Origin of the sequence: Paenibacillus enshidis (assembly GCF_042136365.1) — a bacterium.
Classification (GTDB): domain Bacteria; phylum Bacillota; class Bacilli; order Paenibacillales; family Paenibacillaceae; genus Paenibacillus; species Paenibacillus enshidis.
In genome coordinates, this window is sequence record NZ_JBHHMI010000020.1 from 67299 (window position 1) to 85768 (window position 18470).

14 protein-coding genes and 4 pseudogenes are annotated in these 18470 nt (G+C 45.0%); 12 read left to right on the forward strand and 6 right to left on the reverse strand.

Features of this window, described 5'->3' with window-relative positions; genetic code table 11:
- Window positions 1-131: 131 nt before the first annotated feature.
- Window positions 132-296 (reverse strand): annotated as a pseudogene (locus ACE41H_RS18925) (GNAT family N-acetyltransferase); the annotation flags it as partial.
- A gap of 276 nt (window positions 297-572) precedes the next feature.
- A pseudogene (locus tag ACE41H_RS25305) lies at window positions 573-752 on the reverse strand (non-contractile tail sheath protein); the annotation flags it as partial.
- Between the two features lie 121 nt (window positions 753-873).
- On the opposite strand from ACE41H_RS25305, the gene ACE41H_RS18930 reads away from it, so the two are divergent.
- The 12 genes and pseudogenes from ACE41H_RS18930 to ACE41H_RS18985 form a co-directional block, all read left to right on the forward strand.
- Window positions 874-2202 carry a polymorphic toxin-type HINT domain-containing protein gene (locus ACE41H_RS18930; protein ID WP_375357128.1) on the forward strand — a complete coding sequence of 443 codons (1329 nt, stop codon included), beginning with the start codon at window positions 874-876 and terminating at the stop codon, window positions 2200-2202.
- A 15-nt stretch (window positions 2203-2217) separates the two neighbouring features.
- Window positions 2218-2715, forward strand: a complete 498-nt coding sequence (locus ACE41H_RS18935; protein ID WP_375357130.1) for a hypothetical protein — start codon at window positions 2218-2220, stop codon at window positions 2713-2715.
- 234 nt (window positions 2716-2949) lie between these two features.
- Entirely contained in the window at window positions 2950-3141 is a 192-nt protein-coding gene (locus ACE41H_RS18940) for a hypothetical protein (RefSeq protein ID WP_375357132.1), read from the forward strand.
- A 14-nt stretch (window positions 3142-3155) separates the two neighbouring features.
- A complete protein-coding gene (locus ACE41H_RS18945) occupies window positions 3156-3557 on the forward strand; it encodes a CDI toxin immunity protein (RefSeq protein ID WP_375357134.1) in 402 nt (133 codons plus the stop codon).
- A 765-nt stretch (window positions 3558-4322) separates the two neighbouring features.
- Window positions 4323-4859 (forward strand): annotated as a pseudogene (locus ACE41H_RS18950) (inositol monophosphatase family protein); the annotation flags it as partial.
- 40 nt (window positions 4860-4899) lie between these two features.
- A complete protein-coding gene (locus ACE41H_RS18955) occupies window positions 4900-5349 on the forward strand; it encodes a GNAT family N-acetyltransferase (RefSeq protein WP_375357136.1) in 450 nt (149 codons plus the stop codon).
- Between the two features lie 22 nt (window positions 5350-5371).
- A complete protein-coding gene (locus tag ACE41H_RS18960; RefSeq protein ID WP_375357138.1) occupies window positions 5372-5662 on the forward strand; it encodes a MazG nucleotide pyrophosphohydrolase domain-containing protein in 291 nt (96 codons plus the stop codon).
- Between the two features lie 421 nt (window positions 5663-6083).
- The gene (locus ACE41H_RS18965) at window positions 6084-6770 is read left to right on the forward strand and encodes a P-loop NTPase family protein (RefSeq protein ID WP_375357139.1); all 687 of its coding nucleotides are present in this window, start codon (window positions 6084-6086) and stop codon (window positions 6768-6770) included.
- 127 nt (window positions 6771-6897) lie between these two features.
- A complete protein-coding gene (locus tag ACE41H_RS18970; protein ID WP_375357140.1) occupies window positions 6898-7725 on the forward strand; it encodes a DUF2785 domain-containing protein in 828 nt (275 codons plus the stop codon).
- A 149-nt stretch (window positions 7726-7874) separates the two neighbouring features.
- Window positions 7875-8375, forward strand: coding sequence for a DUF6843 domain-containing protein (locus ACE41H_RS18975; protein WP_375357141.1), 501 nt, complete (start codon window positions 7875-7877; stop codon window positions 8373-8375).
- 47 nt (window positions 8376-8422) lie between these two features.
- On the forward strand, window positions 8423-8875 hold the full coding sequence (locus tag ACE41H_RS18980) for a GNAT family N-acetyltransferase (RefSeq protein WP_375357142.1): 453 nt from the start codon (window positions 8423-8425) through the stop codon (window positions 8873-8875).
- Window positions 8876-8897: 22 nt separating this feature from the next.
- Window positions 8898-8987: pseudogene (locus ACE41H_RS18985) on the forward strand (DUF2691 family protein); the annotation flags it as partial.
- Window positions 8988-9190: 203 nt separating this feature from the next.
- On the opposite strand, the gene srtB reads toward ACE41H_RS18985, so the two are convergent.
- The 4 genes from srtB to ACE41H_RS19005 all read right to left on the reverse strand — a co-directional run bounded on the left by srtB (window position 9191) and on the right by ACE41H_RS19005 (window position 17808).
- Window positions 9191-9970, reverse strand: a complete 780-nt coding sequence (gene srtB, locus ACE41H_RS18990; protein WP_375357143.1) for a class B sortase — start codon at window positions 9968-9970, stop codon at window positions 9191-9193.
- Between the two features lie 19 nt (window positions 9971-9989).
- Window positions 9990-16289 carry a DUF7601 domain-containing protein gene (locus ACE41H_RS18995; RefSeq protein ID WP_375357144.1) on the reverse strand — a complete coding sequence of 2100 codons (6300 nt, stop codon included), beginning with the start codon at window positions 16287-16289 and terminating at the stop codon, window positions 9990-9992.
- Window positions 16290-17069: 780 nt separating this feature from the next.
- Window positions 17070-17510 carry a GreA/GreB family elongation factor gene (locus ACE41H_RS19000; protein ID WP_375357145.1) on the reverse strand — a complete coding sequence of 147 codons (441 nt, stop codon included), beginning with the start codon at window positions 17508-17510 and terminating at the stop codon, window positions 17070-17072.
- A gap of 94 nt (window positions 17511-17604) precedes the next feature.
- Window positions 17605-17808: a cold-inducible protein YdjO-related protein gene (locus tag ACE41H_RS19005; RefSeq protein ID WP_375357146.1), complete on the reverse strand. Its 204-nt coding sequence runs from the start codon at window positions 17806-17808 to the stop codon at window positions 17605-17607.
- Window positions 17809-18470: the final 662 nt, after the last annotated feature.

Below are 18470 nucleotides of genomic sequence, written 5' to 3' on the forward strand. Positions count from 1 at the left end.
CATTGGGGAGGGGGAAGAACTATCCTCCAGGTTTGCAATCGGGGTCATTTCACTGGAGAATCTCTCTTTATTTTACAGGCTGACGCCCCTCAGCTTCCCTCACCAGCCTTGCTATTATGGGCTTTCGAAATTCAGGTTGAATAAAGCATAGTATCCACTGCACCAATTTCAAACCCATTCTTCAAATAAAGCCGACAAATGAGCAGAGTAACATCCTGCGTCTCAAGCGTGAATCCTTTCATTCCTTTTTGTAATGCCCATTCCTTTGCCTTGTTGAGTAAGGCGATTCCTATTCCTTATGATAGGATTATTCAATTTATTGAAAAAGTAGATTGAAAATTGGGGAATATGCATATGAGGAGTATATTCTAGTGCTTCACTCCAGAAGTGAGCCGACAGTTAGAGGTGACTGCATGAGCGTAATTAAACAACGTGGCGTTGTCTACTGACTGTTGCGTTATTCCGGGAAGATGCACTAGATGAAGTGATGGTGGACGGGATGGAAAACCAAATTACAAAGATCCAACTTCAAGTTTTACGTGAGCTGGACTGAAAAGGCACCCGTTATATGTGTAATGTGAGGCTCCAACGTACATATTAATAATCCCCGTATAGCCTAACTTTGTATACTCATCAACTACTCTCTCAGGTGTAAGATTATAAATGTCATCATAATCGTCTGTTAGACGAACATCCCTTACTGGCTTGCTTTCCGGTTCATCACGTAAATAAGTATTTCCTGAAACAGTCCATAGGGCATCTAAGACAGTAAATGGAAGTACAACAAGATATATTTATTTAAATGGGCATGTGATTGAAGAACTAGACGGCAACGGAAATGTGAAGGCCAGGAATATTTGGGGAAATTCTTTATTGTTCAGACAAAATTCTAATTCTCAAGGAGGTTATTACTACTATAACAGTCATGGAGATGTCGTTGAAATTAAGGATGAATCAGGTAAAACGTTAAACTCTTATAATTACGATATTTGGGGTAATATTAAATCTGAATCAGGGGATTTCGATAATCCATATAAATATTCAGGGCAGATCTATGACCCAGAATCTGGTTACTACTATTTAACATCACGGTATTATGACCCCAAGTCAATGCGTTTTATTAATGAGGATACGTATGAAGGGGACATTACGAACCCGCTGAGTTTGAATTTGTATACGTATGTAAGCAATAATCCGTTGATTTATACGGATCCATCAGGGCACAGACAAGAAATGGGAGCTGGTTGGGGAGGCTTTGCAGGTAACGCTTATTCAGCTACAGACCCTTGGAAAGGCTGGAGTGGACCTGTAGGAAGCGTGGCAAACTTCCTCATTTTGGATGACATTAATACGCTCCGTGATCCTAGTTCATCTGGATTAGCCAAAGGGTTAGCAACCGCAGGCTTCTTGCCTATCGGGAAAGCTATAAAAGGCGGCAAACTAATCCTGACACTCAAAGACAAAGCGGGAAAAGTCGTTGAGAAGGAATTTAAGCTGGTTGATGAAGCGCTGGATTATGCAAAGGCATGTAATTGTTTCGCTGCAGGAACTACAGTGCAAACAGACGAAGGGGAGAAAAATATCGAAGACATTAAAGTTGGAGATAAGGTTCTTTCCAAAAACGAAGAAACTGGTGATGTAGCTTATAGAGAGGTTACGGCGACTTTTAACCATGGGACGGATGAGATCTATAACATCCATGTAGGCAGTCAGACTATTGAATCAACCTTCAATCATCCGTTCTATGTACAAGATAAAGGATGGACGTTTGTCAAAGACCTCAAAGTCGGTGACTTGCTTGTTCAGAGCGATGGAAATACACTCAAGATTGAGAGTATCGAACTGGTGCACAAGCATGTCGCGGTTTACAACATGACGGTTGATGATTTCCATACGTATTTTGTTAGTGAACTTGGGATTTGGGTGCATAATACAAATTGTGATATTAAATTTAGCGATAAATTTAACAAGCCACAGTACAAAAACCAAGTGGCTGAACGAGGATGGACAAACGAATCTATCGCAAATGCAATAGAGAATCCGGTGAAAACGGGCACAACAACTAACAAATATACTGGAAACTCCGTCACACTTTACTATGTTGATGACGTTCATTATGTGGCAGTAGATAAAGGAACAGGAAAAGTAATACAGGTGGCCGATTTGAATAAAGCCGATTGGAAAATGGACTTAACAAAGTAGAGGTGAAGCAGATACATGGGAGAAAGTTCTGTAAATAACATTATTGTTGAATACACATCTTATCGCGGTGGGAGATATAGACACTATCCAACGCATTCTGAGTTGCAACGATTGATTCAGGAGATAATTAAGTCAGAATTAACATCTGACTATATTAAAATTACTCCCTTTTATGTAAATTCGAAGCTAGATCAACAAGTTGAGTTTGATGATTATATGTTTTACATGGAGTGCAGAGAACAATTTAATGAAACAACAGTTACTAATCACATCAGTGCTTGTATCGGTAAAGATTACGGTGACATGAGCAGTGAAGAAATTTCGAAAGGGTATCTTTTATTCCCGTTGTGTAAATACGAGGATGGACTGACTTTCAAAAAGTCGCTTGAAGAGTATTTAGAGTATTTAGATGGAATACTCCCAAAGTTGTTAGACTATTGTAAACTTACAATAGGATTATCTGATGACGATCTAGCATTCGGGTATTTTTGCTTCGAAATACATTCAGGATGAACTTTCACATTGACCTTGACTGGCTTAATACCATTCGGGGTCTTTCTTCTCTGAGTTCCCAGTCTTGATTGACTTCTTGCCTTTCAGGTTTTTTATTATGAGCGCATCGCGTGTGCATGGTCTATCAATCTGTCCGACCAGATTTGGGCAGGACAGGACAAGGTGACGTGCTGAATAGCTACAGGGTCTAAAGCAGTTGTTGGTCGTTTGCCTAGTAGTGCAGGATATGGTAAAGTGGTCAGTCGGCAGTCTGCAGATGGTAAATTGCTCTGGAGACTCGACTATGATCCAGATCCTGAGAAAGGTACGCATATTAATATTGTGGACTACCGAGCCGGCAAAGGTGACAAAGCAATAAAACTTGTGATTCCGTTTGAAGGCAGCGAAAATACATTTAAATCACTACTTAAACATTTACAGAAATAATTGGAGGGAGAAAAGTGACTCTATTTGAGGAACTTATAGAATTGTTGCTGCCCCATGATGTAATAATAGAAACATCTCAAAAAACAGAGGAGCTATTTCATTTGTTCGTGGAAGCATATCCTGTTACAAGCTGGGGCAGAGTTGATTGGAAGCTTATTCGTGAGCAGTATTCTATTGCTTCAGTAGAAGAGGCAATTGAGATACTTGACTCCAAATTAGATGAAAGCATTAATCAACAGGTTCGTTTACTTTGGAATTATTCGGATGCACCAAGTGTTCGAGTGAGCCTTAAACAAGTAGTAGATCATATTGATGATGTGACAGCAGTAGGATCGGATACATGGTTAATTGGTCCCAATTTTTCATTTGTGATTGAAATCTTTCATGAAGGAGGGATTAAATTAGGATTTAGATAAAGAAATATGAAAGTTTATCGTGTATGTGAATATAATCCTAGTAAATATAACACCAATTTGTATTGTGGTATTGTAAAATATCGTATTCATTCTCAGGTGCCGACGCAAAGTGATGCACGGGGAACTAAGAAAGGATATTTGGTAACCGAGGGAAATGATGCGGCATACTATTGAGGTATAAAAACGGGTATGTTACAGTAAGAATAGAAATAAGGACCAGCGGCTACTGGTCCCCAGCACAACAACTTGAGTGGGGCGTTCCCTCCAGTATTGGACTATGAGGGGTTTGCCCGCACGGTGCCAGCCTTAGCGGGTCATTTGCGTTATCGATGTAAGTTAACAACGCGATCAGGAAGATCCCGAAGGTTAAAACTTCACCAAACGAAATATGCATTCGCATCACCTCCTTTTGGAGGGTGCGCTCACTCAGGCGTGTTGTACATGCCAAATTATAACATTGAAGGATCCTCATTACGAGGGTCCTTTTTATTTGGAGGAGTTCAGATGAAAACTCGTTTATGTTAGTTGTAAAATCCTACATAATAAGAGTTATAAACAGATAGTCGGATGAGAAGAGGTGCAAAACCGCAAAGCAGATGAACTGTTTGTTGGCGTGTTATCAGCATATAAAAGCTTGTACTTGCAGGGTATGAGGGATGGCATTCAGCTGGCCGTTACAGTGCAGATACCAATATTTCTGTCAGGAGATTCTATGGTAAAGGAAATGGGCTCAAGTTATAGAAACTAGATAACAATAAGAATTGCACTTACGGCCTTCCGGTCTATGGTGTGTCAATAACCCTTATACATAATAAACAACCGCTCCTGGGAGTCATATATGACAGCCACTTGGGGGATATTTACGTTGCCGAACAAGGAAAAGGAACGACCCGCAACGGAATTCCCATATCTATTAAGCCGGATGCTGCATTCAGCCAGCTCAATCCAAGAAGAATGACCGTGGGATGGATTCAAGGGCACCATGTACAGAAAGAGCAACAAGCCATGGACTTGAAGCATAAACTGGATATGACTTTCAAACGAGTATTAAGACTGTGGGCCCCATCACTGCTTTGGTGCATGCTGGCTCGCGGCGATGTGGATGGCATTGTGCTTTATAATTCCGAAGGTGATGATTTATATGCAGGCATACTGATGGCTAAAGAAGCTGGGGCTATGGTTATAGACTTTTCAGGTAAGCCTTTTGTGGGAATGAACCCGGAGCCGTACATCATCGCGTGCCATCCCAAATATAAAGAAGAATTTTTATCTCTTGTGAATTCTGAGAATTTAATGAGTTAATGGGCAGCTTACTATAAACTTATAAATGGAGGACAAGATCATGGTTTACAAATTTGAAACAGACCGATTATTGCTCCGCTTTTTTGAGTTGTCTGATGCAAGCAGGGTGCAGGAACTAGCCGGAAACGAGGAAGTAGCACGCACAACTCTATCCATTCCTCATCCCTATCCGGATAGCGCGGCTGAACAATGGATCGGTAAAACTCGTCAGTCTGCTGAAAAAGGGGAACTCTATGCTTTTGCAATGGTAAAAAAAGATGATGGGTTATTGATTGGAAATACAGGCATAAGAGTCTCCCAAAGGCATAAGCACGGCGAACTGGGTTATTGGGCAGGAAAGCCATATTGGGGACAGGGTTATGCCACAGAAGCAGCACGAAGAATACTTCAATTCGCGTCTTCCGGCAACATATATTTAATTGGGGAAAATATGAGGACCTGGTGTTCTATGGAATGGTTAAAGCAGATTATTTTAGAACTAAATAAATGATTGGGGAGAGAGGAACGGGAAAATGAACACAGCTGAGTTTCAACAATACGTAAAAGAATACAGCAAGGATAAGGGATTCGATGAGAGTACGATTGAGCAGAGGACACTTTACCTTATGACGGAAGTAGGGGAACTGGCTAAAGAGGTTCTGTCCGTCTCCTTCCATCCAGATGCGGAGAAGAAAGAAAACCTGGGGCACGAGATGTACGATGTGGTGTGGAATATTTTCGACCTGGCCAATAAGCTTGACATCGACCTGGATGAGGCATTCAAACAGAAAATGGAGATTAATGAAAAGAGAACATGGGGATAGAATTCTGCTAGGGTTAGGAGTGATCTACCTATGGAGTTACTCATTATAATTTTAGTAATCGGTTTTGTAAGCATAATAAGTTATCTCAGGGCAATTCATATTTCGCTCCAACGAATTATGGAGGGTAAGCGTAAAGATAATGACTAACTATTTTCCGAATTCATGGCAAGAGAGATGTGAAATGCCTACTCTCAAATTTTTTTCATATGAATGTCGATGTGCCTATCGCCCATTCGTCGTACAAATAGAAGCGCGGAAGATGACCCTGTCATGACGGTGCCGTTGTTCACCGACATGCCCAAAAAGGAACTCGAGCTCGTACTTAAACTGGCGACATTTAAATTGGGAAACGAGTTCGTGTGGAAAGAAAGACAATTGATACGAGTAAAGAAATAAATAGGTAAGAAACGGATGTGATGTTATGACGAACCCACCACCTACGAAAACAAAATTGGTTATCGTTGAAGGCATACCTGGCTCCGGAAAATCTGCATTATCCAGATACATACATGACATCTTAAATATGCATAAAATAGAATCGGAACTATTTTTTGAAGGGGATTTACTGCATCCCGCCGATTACGAATCTGTTGCATGTATGCCGAACCAGGTGCTTGATAGGCTGAGATCTATTTATTCCGATGTGTTTCATTACATTGATCCATTTATAACTTTGGGCGGCAACGATTCTATAATCGCATATGCGCTTGCGCAGCAATCAGCTCAGAATAGGATACCATCCAGCTTGTATGAAGAAATCCTGCATTATGAGATTTACGATGGAGTGCCCGTAGAAAAGTATTGCGAGTTGATGATGAAGCGTTGGAAGTCTTTTGTTAAAGATCAGCGGGGAAAAGAAATTATGACGATATTTGAATGCTGTTTTTTACAGAATCCAGGGTGTGCATTACTCGCCCGGCATGATGCCGGAAACGATCTTTTTACTCAGCATGTATTACGGATTGCGGAACAAATTGAGGAATTAAATCCGATTTTGTTTTATTTGAAGCCAACGGATGTTCGGGAGACGATTGAGCGAGTTAAAACCATGAGATCTCAAGAATGGCTAGATTTCGTCATTTGGTACCATACTGAAATTCAAGGATGACAGGCTGCTGCAATTAAGCGGTTTGTTCAACGAACAATTGGATTAACACGTCCATTAAGGCACTCTTCTTACTTTTGATGATTAAGCCGATCTAACTGACTGGCAAGATAAATGAGGGGTGGAGTAATTGGAAATAACTAATAATGTGCAAATATTAAAAGAAACATTAATTAACATCAAGGAACAGGGTGGTAAGAGACCTGATAACAAAGAGTTGTATGGTTTGTCCATGCATATGATGAACCATATCGGAAGTACAGATACCGTTCTAAGAGATGAACTGATTTATTCATTGCTTTCTGAATGGGTGCTCGCAGATCTCTTTTCTCCTGATCAGCTTAAGGAACTGTTACACACTGCTATGGATGAAAGTCACCTGTTTTATAGAATTGGTGAGAAGGGGACGGATTCGGTATTTACCAGATCCTTTTCCGTTCTAATCATCCCCTTGATTCTAATTTCGGACAGGAAAAGTTCTTTTCTTACGCAACAGGATATTTTGAAGATCTATGAAAGGCTAATTGACTATTGTATATCTGAAAAGGACACCAGAGGGTATGTTGCAGGAAAAGGATGGGCACATTCGGTGGCTCATACGGCAGATGCTTTTGAGGATCTTGTTCAATCACCTTACATAGAACAAAAACATCTAATTCAAATTCTTGAGATTCTGCAGCACAAAATTTGTTCCAATGACGAAATTTATCTCTACGAGGAGGATGAGAGAATTGCTGCGGCTGTAGTAAGAGCATTAGACAGTAAGTTGCTGGTTATTAAAGAGGTTGAACAGTGGCTGTTAAGCTTTTATGCTGTTCCGGATTTTGATAGGTTGCCTGAATCAGCTGTCTTAAGGATGAATGTTAAACATTTTTTAAAGACTTTATACTTTAGGTTACTCGATCACAGGGAGCTGGAAGGGGTGGCTAGTATCATCAAAAAAATGATAAACGGGTGACAGGAAGTTTCAATTTAATGAATTTGCGACTGGAACAACGAAAACATGCTGCTGGTATGGCAGCTTATTTAGTAGAGGGGCAGGTCGAACAAGCGAACAATGGCTCCTAAAAGCCCACGGTAAAATGGGCTAATGAAAGGGGGAGAATCATGATGAAGCAATGTGTTGCTGCAGCTTTTTTTCTTTTCGTCTTGGCGGGTTGTACAACTAATAGTGCTGCGAATGACATTTATCTGATTCCTCAAAATTATGAAGGAAATGTTTACGCATTTTATAACGTAAAGGGTGCTCCAGAGATTCAAAAAGAAGGAGATTACCAAGTTTACACCATAAATGAAGAAGGATATTTTGCCACTTCTACTCCGGATATGGATTACAGGCTCGTCACAGATAAATACTACTACGTAGATGAGAATGGGGAGAGAACCAGGATTAATGAAGACTGTGTTAGAGGAATGGGAGCAGGGAGTTTTGAAAATGGCCCCGAAAGCGTCAACCAAATTAAAATTAAATATACTGGGATTGAAGTGACCAAAAATAGATGTGGTCAGGAATTTAAGGACTCCGGTAACGGTATGGCGCAGGATGATGTAGAGCCGGTTCTTGCAAAGGTGGTGGCAAGATATTATGGAGTAGACTTAATTGAATAGTAACTGACCATGAGAGATTTAATCCAGCTACCCTTAAGGAGAAGAAAATGAATATTAGAAAACTACATACAAACGAAAATTACCCAATGGAACTCTTATTATTGGCGGACCCATCACGAAAACTTGTTGAAGAATATATCAACAGGGGAGAGAGTTTCGTAGCCGAAGAGGATTATGAAATTCTAGGAATCTATGTACTGCTCCCTACAAGGCCGGAAACCGTTGAACTGGTGAATATTGCGGTAGCGGAACGGAGTCAGGGACAAGGATTAGGAAAAATGTTAGTCTTACATGCCATTCAGACAGCTAAGGCAAGGGGATATAAAACCATTGAAATTGGCACAGGAAATTCAAGTGTAGGACAATTGGCTCTCTATCAAAAGTGCGGCTTCAGAATTGTTGGGGTTGATCTGGATTTTTTCATTCGACATTATGAAGAGGAGATTTATGAGAACGGGATACAATGTCGAGATATGATTCGGCTATCCCAGGATTTATAATTCGGTGCTCGGATAATGAAGCTTATATCATAATGCAAAGATGAAAGGATTTGAGAACGTTGAATATATTACCGACGAAAATGATTTTAGAACAAGGTTATCTGTGTGGTAGGAAACTTGTCATGTAAATGATTACGTTCTCAACTCCATCACTTTCTGTCAGAGCTTGAGGAGTTTGAATTGAGCGGGGAGGGGCTGGATCGGCAAAACAACAACGGAGTGCTATTGAAGAATTACAGATAAAGTGGATAAAAAAATCACGTCCTCCAAGGGAGAACGTGATATGAAGCAGCTTGACTCCGTGTTTCAACATCGTCATTTACGCTTTCGGGCGACCACCGCTAATCGGCCGTTTTCGGTCGAGTACTCACACGTAGACAGTATAACAAGCTTGTCGCCATACCGGGCTGTCACGCCCGTGTCGTAAAGAGAGAGTTTTTTGATGTTCTGCACATACGAATCGAACTCGGCGGGCGTACTTACCTTTTCAATCTGGTAGTATTTAAAAACGTCGTCCGATTTGCGATAAACTTTGGACAGAATAACGGCAACAATTTCATACTCTTCCTTTTCGTAAAGCGTACTGAACTGGAACGTAGCATGCTCCTTATAAAAGCTTTCTTTCTTGTATTTCATCAAATCTTTAAACATCCAGCCGCTTTTCATGTGATGTCCATGAATCAGCAAAATATCCGAACCGTTGATCCGGCTATGCGCGTCCAAAAAGGGAAGGCCGCCCTTGTTTTTCTTTTTATCGAAATCGTGGTTGAGATAGTAGTCCGCATCCTGTGGATTCTGCATAATCGGGTACTCAATTCGGGTACCGTTTATTTTCAGCCAACCAACGATGTCCGGGTTTCGCGCGTAAAGCTCACGAAATTCGGGAAGCATGACCGGCTCACGTGTCTTCGTGATCAAAGGGGAGGAGGGGGTATCCCCTCCACCTTTGTTCGACTCTTCCTCCCAAACTTGGGTCAGCCCTTCGATTTTTTGTTGCTCAGCATAATCCCGCAGGAGAGTTCTCACAATTTCGACGAGAGAAAATACCAACAGAAGCAAGGATACGGCGATAAGAATTTTTTTGATTTTACTCATTCTCTTACCGCCTTTCCTGTTACTGGATGTTCTTTTTCTTCTTGCTGGTGAGCAGACAGAACCCGATCGTGATCAAAGACATCAGCGCCAAAGCCACATAAAAAATTGGCGATGGGCTGCGATCCCCTGTTTCCGGAACATCGTCCAGCTCGTTGTTGTTATCGTTGACTCCATTGTCGATGTTAACGATTCCGTTGTTGCCGTTGTCGGCTCGGTGATCGACATTGCCGACTTCATTGTCACCGTCGCTGGTTCCATTGTCAACGTTGCCAGCTCCGTTGTTGTTGTCGCCGGTTCCGTTGTCGATGTTGCTGGCTCCGTTATTGCCATCAGCGGGTTCGTTGTCGCCGTTGTCGGTTCCGTTGTTGTTGTCGCCGGTTCCATTATCGACGTTGTCAATTCCGTTGTTGACGTCGACAGGCTCGCCGTTATCGTTGTTGCTATTGTCGGCTCCGTCGTCGTCGTTGTCAGCTCCGTCATCACCGTTGTCAGTTCCGCCACCACCACCGGAACCAGGATTATCAGGTTGGGTTGGCCCTGGGTTTACAGGGTCAGGACCGGGGTTGCCAGGTTCGGGCTGGCCGGGTGCGGGTCCAGGATTCGCCGGGTCAGGCCCAGGGTTCACAGGTCCAGGGTTCACAGGTCCAGTTCCGCCACCGCCGCCGCCGCCGGAACTTACCGGCTTCATCGGTACGTTGTATTTTACGATGTCGAAATCGACAGAGATCGTTTCACTCGTATGCGTTTCATACCCGGCCTTTGTTACAACCAGATAGTAATCCGTTTCCGGGAATACCATGTACGCATAGAAGCCAGATGCGTCGCTGTCCTGCTCCGGACTCTTGTTATCATGCGGCGGGAAGCCTGGAACCGTCGGCAAGGTTACTTTCGTGCCTGGTTCGATTCCTTTCAATCTGTTCCTCTCCGTATCCGCATAATACAGCGTTACCGTAGCTCCCTCAATTTGCCCTGTGGTGATCCCCTTGCTTGCATCGTAAACAATGCCATACGGGTCAACGAGCTCCTGGGAAATATTCAATTCCCCGTTCGCCTTCACGTCCAGATCCGCTTTAGCTACCGTCAGTTCTTTGCCTGGCGTAACTTCGTAACGCACTTCCATTTTGTAGGTTTCCGCAGCTAAGCCTTCCGCCGAGAATGCGCCATTCGGTTGCAAGCTGAATGCTTTCGGATCGCCGTTTTCATCTACAACATATTTACCGTTTGCATCCCGCAAATAAATACGCATCTTGCCAGCGAGCTCGCTGCCCAGCAGCGAAGCCTGCCCTTCAGGCTGCTTCAGAAGCACGATCCCTACCGCCGTAATGTCGGCCGGAACGGTCTCGTCAATCACACTGCTGTCTACATTTGCTTTTTGCGTGAACTCGACAGGAACATCCTTTCCGCCTACCTGATACCACTTCGTAAATGTAACCGTATAGTCGGTATCAGCCTCGGCAATGACCGAATACTCGCCCTGCTCATTCGTCTGAATCGTCTGTTGCTCGCCTGTCTTCAGATTGGTCACCGTGATAGGCGCATTCGGAATAACTTCTCCTGTGTTGTTGTCACGCAGCACGCCTTCCAGATAAGGGCGGGTATTGACAAAGTGTGCTTCCGCTGCTTTTTTCTCCGGAATGGCACCTGTGCGAACGAGACTTTCAGGGTTCGTCACGTAGCCGTCCTGCGTATAATCGTCCTGGGTCACTGTATACTGAAGATACGTCGGAAGCCCTTGCACAATGAACGTTTGGCCGTCTGTAAGCTCGAAGGTCTGCCCGCTCTTGATCATGCCTTTGCTGCCGTCTGACTTTTCATAGGCGTAGGATTCGTCTGCTCCCTCACCTGTGAAGGCGACCGTGTACTTGAACAGCTTCTTCTTATCGTCGTCTTTGCCTTTAACCGTATTGCTGATTAGCAGGCCACCCTTCAAGACTCGCACGTTCGTGAACGGGGCAACTTCATCATTGCCTTCCATGACTCCGGTATGATACCGTTCCTCAGGAGTTGTCATGTATTCATCGGTTGTGTAGTCTGTCTGGGTAACTGTGTATTTCAGATTCTTAGGCAGATCCAAAATATCCAGTGTCTCTCCATCCTTGAGCTTGAAGGTGCCGCCGGACTTGATCGTGCCCGTGCTGCCGTCTGACTTCTCGTAAGAGTAACTTCCATCCTTGCCTGCATCCTCAAAGCTGACGGTATACTCGAAATCCTTCGTTTTGTCGCCGCCGTTGCCCATAACCGTATTGCTGATGGTCAGCTTGCTGACGATCCGTTCATTGATGAAGTCCGCCTTGTGATCGCCTTTATCCGCAATGGTGCCGGACAGTTCTCTCGTATCGGGCTTAGTCGTGTAACCGTCAACGGTCGTATAATCGGCTTCGGTGACGGTGTAGACCAGATTTGCAGGCAATATCGGCAGCGTCACAGTTTGCCCGTGCTTAAGAGTAATCTTGTCACCGCTCTTGATCTTGCTATTCGTATTATCTGGCTTCTTATAGATGTACTCTCCATCCTTGCCCTCGCCATTGAAGGTCACGGTGTACTCGAACTCTTTGTCCGGATCGCTGCCGTTGCCTTCCACCTTATTGGTGATGGTCAGCTTGCCTTGGGCCGGTGTAGGAACGATCAGCGGATTGTTTGCTTCCACCTTTTGTCCATCAACAAGTACAGGTTTGCCCGGCGCATCGATGACACGTACCCGGTATATCGTAGTCGTAGGCAAGTAGGTGAGAAGATCAATATACGTCTGCTTGAGCAAATAATCCCCCGGCACCTGAATAATGAAATTCGTCTTGCCGTCCGGGCCCGTCGTTTTTTCCTCCATTATTTTACCGTCTTTATCCCGGGCTGGTGTACCGTCAGGATTGAACAACTGGAACTTTACGTCCTTCAGCGGTGTTTTGCCGTCGGGACCAACCTTCTTGAGGAAGAGCAGGCCGTTTTCATTTGCACTTCCCGCCACATCGTTCGCGTCCAGCGTAATACTGCTCTGCGCTCCGATTGGCGGAAGGGCATCGTCACCCATCAGCTTGATGGAGTTCCCGGCCGCTCCCGGCTGCATGCCCTGGGATTCAGTCTGGTACACGATCTGATAGAGCTTGTTCGGGTCAGCAAAATCAAATCTGAGCGTCGATCCCCCGGTTGCCGGATCTGTGCCTGCGGTCACCTTCACTTCGGAGTTCGGATCCGCAAGATTCAGCAGCCCACCGGCACGCTCCAGAGTGCCATCCGGCTTCATCTTGCCAGGATAAACAGCGATGTCGGAAGGTGCGAGAGATAGACCGCCCTCTGCATTTTGGCGCAGCTTCAGTCCCTTGGCAAGGGTATCCAACAAATAGACGCCTTGCTTCATCTCGAACGGAGGCGTGTAATTCACCGTCCATTCCTGTACACCGGAAACCGGCTTTTTCACCGTCTTGCTCAAAGACTTCACAGGCACAATAATTCTGTGCTTTTCGGTGGCGCTATAAGGCTTGTCTCCCCATTTCATGGAGAAATCAGCCTGATTCTCTCCGGCATTATTGTTGCCAAGCTGGTAGGTCGCCAGTTTGGCATTGGTTGGACGCGCCTTCACCAAAATGACGTAAGGGCTCTCCAGCTTGGAGAAGGTGAAGGTGCCTACATGGCCGTTCTTGGTGAAGCTTACCACATGCTTGGGATCGTTTGGCTGAATGATCGTAGTTGCTTGTGCGTATTGGCCATAACCGCCTCCACTCGGTCCTCCCAATCCAGAATTTACATTATAGCCCGTAGCACCTGTATAAAGTCGATAGGCTTCGCCCGGAGCGTAATCCACAAATTCCCAGCCCTCGGGCAGCGTATCCACCAGCTTGATGTCGCTGGCTACGCGGGTGCCGCCATCCTTGGCCATCTCCTCCGTCTTGAAGCCTGGCATGTTCACCGCCAGCCGGAAAGTGACCGTTCGATCCTTGCGGTCATATCCTGCCAGAATGTAATTGTCACCCCGACTGTTGTCCATATATAAGTTCGGATCATTGACGACAATGGGCCGCGTCCATATGCTGGCGCTATAGTTGCTATAATTTCGGTTCCAATCGGCGGCTATGTTTCCTAGCGCGTTGCCGTTCTCATCGAATGAACTCGCATACAGCATCTCCTTGTTCAGCATCCGCACCCTGTTCTTGACGGTGGCATCATAGCTCGCCTGATAGCTGTCACCATCGAAGAGCAAGCCGCGATTGCTCCAATCGCCTTTATTATCCTGACGGAACAGGTTGTCCGGGTTGGTCGTGACGGTTTCGAATGAAACATCCCCCTTCACATTTCCTTTAAACCCGGTCACCTTGATAAGATCCGCCACCGGCTCGCCGTTTACCGTCAAAGGAATCACTTCACCGGTCAGCCCATTACTCACGGTCAGCGTATTCTCGCGGTATTTTTGCCAGAGCTGCTTAGTGTCGATTGTGCTCTTGATTGCATTCAACGTTTCCGATGATACCTTGGGATTGGCGTCCAGATTATCCAGCACAGCAAGCGAATCACCGTGAACCAGCAAATCATAGACGATTGGAGCATCCAGATCGTACTGCAACGTCAGGCTAATCTTCCACTTTGCGCCAGCGACGTTGTACAGCGCGTACGCAAGGTTTGTGTGTGTTTCGGCTGCTTTTGTGAAGGCATGTGCGCCGATTATAACCCTTGCGGTGTCCACAACGGCAGTGGGAGCGGTCCAGCCGGTCACATCGTTGTTCTGGATGGCACTTTCTCCATCCTTCACATTCAATTCCCAGTTGGTGCGGGCACTATAGTCGAAGGTTGACTTGCTGCTGTCTGTCACCTTTGTCACAACCGTCATATAGAGGGGGCCGTCCAGATTCCCGCCGATGGCGGTTCCGATGTCGTACTCCCCCACAGCGTTGCGGGTAATTGGGGTATCCGTACCGCTGTCTCCATTCTTATAGGTTGCGGACACAAACTCCGTCCCCGCAGGCAGAGTGTCTGTAATCTTAACATTCTGCAAGCCGGATTTAGACAGCACGCTGTTATTGTTAATTCTCTGGTTGACCACAACCGTCCACGTGATGAGCGTATCGCTGCCGCTCTTGCCGGGCTTGCCGCTCACCACAATCCAGTTGGGACGTATGGCAACCCGATGGGTGTTTGATGAAGCTTTCACAACGGCAGTGTCATCCACAAGCGTTGCGTTGTTATTAACGTAAGTCCATCCGTACTGGTCACCTAAATTGCCGTTCTTCTCAAAATAATAAATAGTTTTAGGAATCCACGTTTTAAAGGTGATTGTCGCTGTGCCTTTGACGTTTTGTGCAGTAGATTCGTTTGGGAACTTGTAGGAAAGTGTGCGATCAGCAGCATAAGCTGGAATCGCCGTATCTCCATCCACAGTGAAGGACCCAGGCACATATACCCCGACATTCGCAAGCGAATTAGAGAAGGTCAACCCATCCAACGGCATGGGGAGGGTCTTATCGTCCGTGTCGGTGGCAGTCACTACCACTCGCCATGTAATGGCGCCCTCTTTAAAAGAGTCGTTGTTGATCGTGCTGTTATCGTTGCCGTTGCTAGCCGATTTGATGTCAATGCTGTACTCTGGCACCAAATCAGAGTTTTTAAACTTATAGCCATCTCCGAAAATGGTCGTGTTCCCGCCGCCGCCAGGGGTCTGATCTGCCGCCTTGGCAGTAGCGGAAAAGCCGACTTTGACGTCGCGTCTACTGCCATCATATACCCCTGCGCCATCAAATGTAATCTTGATGGAATCGGTAAAAAACTGAACAGTAGCAATTTTCAGGTTGCCCTGATTGATGTTTGTAGGACCTGCGGGCGTCAAATTCAGATCAGGGAAATAGGTCGCCTTATCCAGGACGGCATAATCTCCCTGTTGAATCACGCTTTCGGGCGGAGCATTAAGATCGTCGCCCTTGGTCGGTACTGCGATATCCTCCAGCTCAAGGGTAAAGTTCTCCCGGCCGTTAATTTCTCCGCCCGCTGGAATCTCAGCCGCAGGGTCACCCTGCTTCACCGTGAGCTTGAACGTCTGATTGGCCTTCACCAACACCGCCGTTTTGTCCCGCGGGTCTGCCGCGATCACTTCCAAGTTCATTGGCGGAGCGTATACCACCCCAGGCACCGACGGCGGCTCGTCCGCTGACGGTGGTTCATCCGGCTCAGTGTACACTGCCTCGGATACCGACGCCGTCCCGTAACCGTCGGGCGCGCTCTCCGCATTTGCAGCAACAGAGAACATCACCGTCTGCAAGAAAAGCAAAACCGCCAGGCAGAAGGATAGCATAGCTTTGCCTGCACTGCGTTTTCGTTTCAATTCAAAATTCTCCTCCATTCCTGAAACTCCCGATATTCCCGAAATTTTTGGCAATAGCAAGATCATCTGCCCAATATAAAGCTCAAGCGAATAGGCATCTGCTATTTGCTTGATCCCAGCGGCACATTACACCATCGAAATCTTGCGGAGTTCCAGATGAACGGGTACGTGCCGTGGGCATGTAGGCCGTTGATCATGCTTTGTAACTTTATACCTCCTCCACTTCGTTTATATTCGCCACTTACATATCGCAAATGACAGAATACGCCAATTTAACACAGCGTATTTTACTATTATAATACTAGAGACCTATACAAAATCTAGACAAGCATTGGACAATATTATTATGGCGCAAGACCCTAAAGGCTTGTACGAACGGGGAATATACCGAGGAAACAGGTAACCATCCTGAAGAGGGGGAAAAGCTTGTATTTCGTTTTATTTATGAGAACGTCAAATGATTGGATCTAACGAAAACAATCCACCGCCTGCCTGCAGCGGTGGATTTTCACTTGTAAATGCACATTCTGATCTGCCATTCTGATCTGCCATTCTGATTATCCCTGTAACCACTTGATCATGTAGTATACCATCATGGCCATCAAAACAAGTGCAGATGAGTAGGATAATAACTCGAAAAAACGCCTGTCTCTCATTTCTGGCGTCATATTTGACCACTTATGCCGTAACCAGTGAAGCATTTTCCTCATACCTCCGCTGAGCCGTGCATGGAAACGATACAATATCAACAGATAAGCAGCAATGCCCATGATTTCTATCCCATATCGACTGAACAGGTCATTCCACGCTTCCATGGTTATAGTATTGAATATCCTGTACGCGGACAGGTATAGTTCCTGATGGGATTTCCAGCTCATAGGTTTCGTTTTGTTGTGCCATAAGCAGTTGCAGCCCAATGGGAGAGAGGAACGATATTAAATTTTTATCAGGATTTGTGCTCGAGGGGAACACAATGACAAAGGATTCGGTTGTGTTATCGTCCAAGTATTGAACAGTGACTTTACTCCCGATTAAGGCATACGAATTCAAGTTGTTAACCGAAAAATTTCGAAGCATATCTTCAATGATTGAAGTATAGTTATTTAAAGTATTTTCTACGATGATGCGCTGTTGGTTGGGGCTAGGGAAATATTCATTTAAAAAATTCACGAGCCCTTCGTCCAGATATACCAGTTGATTGACCAACTGATTTCGTGCTCCATCTAAACTATGGTTCATAGTAGATATCGTCCCCTCTGCGAAGGCCAATTGGGTCGTGTAAATACGTTTTCATGTCTTAACTTACCTCCGTGTTTTACTCGGAATAAAAGGTTTAAGGTAAAGGGTCATTCAAGGATGGCACGAGCTTTTTGTCCAGTGACATCGATGAGCCACAGTGAGGACATTCCGGCTGCTTCTCCAGGGTAAATTGCTGCCGCATCCACCCGTTGCACCCTTGTTCTGAGCAGTTCCAAACTACAGCTTCCACCATATTCTCCGTTGTGCTTTTTCTGATTGGATAACGCCTCATGTTCATGTTCACCTTCTAAAATTAGTGTGTTCCTTTATCCACCTTAATGTCTTGCATTCTGATGGGAGAAAAACAGGAACCATGGACCACCTCCTAATAGCCATCCATTCATAAAACGAAGTATATGAACGAAAGACATCTCGCCCGGAATCAAGCGAAATGTCTTACTGTTACCATAGCAGTATTGGAACATGATGTCAACTAAGTTTATATTAACCATTAAAAGTAAATCGTTAAATTTAATGCCTAATCCAAGTTTTAATGTTAATGCCTCAACTTTCGCAGCAAGAAATCGGCAAACAGGCCCTGATATAACGGGGTAAAACGGAGATCTGCTGCTGGGGTTGACGCTGAATCAAAGCAGACCGCTTTTTGCTAGCTTTCTTGGAAAAAGGGGATTCGCCCCCCTCAGAGTCTAGTAGCCAGAGTGAGATGGGGTTTCTATAGGGTGTGGTGTCTGTTGCCTGGTGCCCGGTGCTTGGTGCCTCTCCATACAGCCTTGCACGATTATCCCTTTTGATCAGAATGCGGGGGGAGGATTGGGGGGCCTAGGGGAAGGAATAAAGAGAAACGAGAAAAGAGAAAAGAGATAAGAAAAAAAGAGGCAGCTCAAGTGGAATGTTCAACTTGAAATAAGAACACATGTTTGGTATAATGAAAAAAAGAAC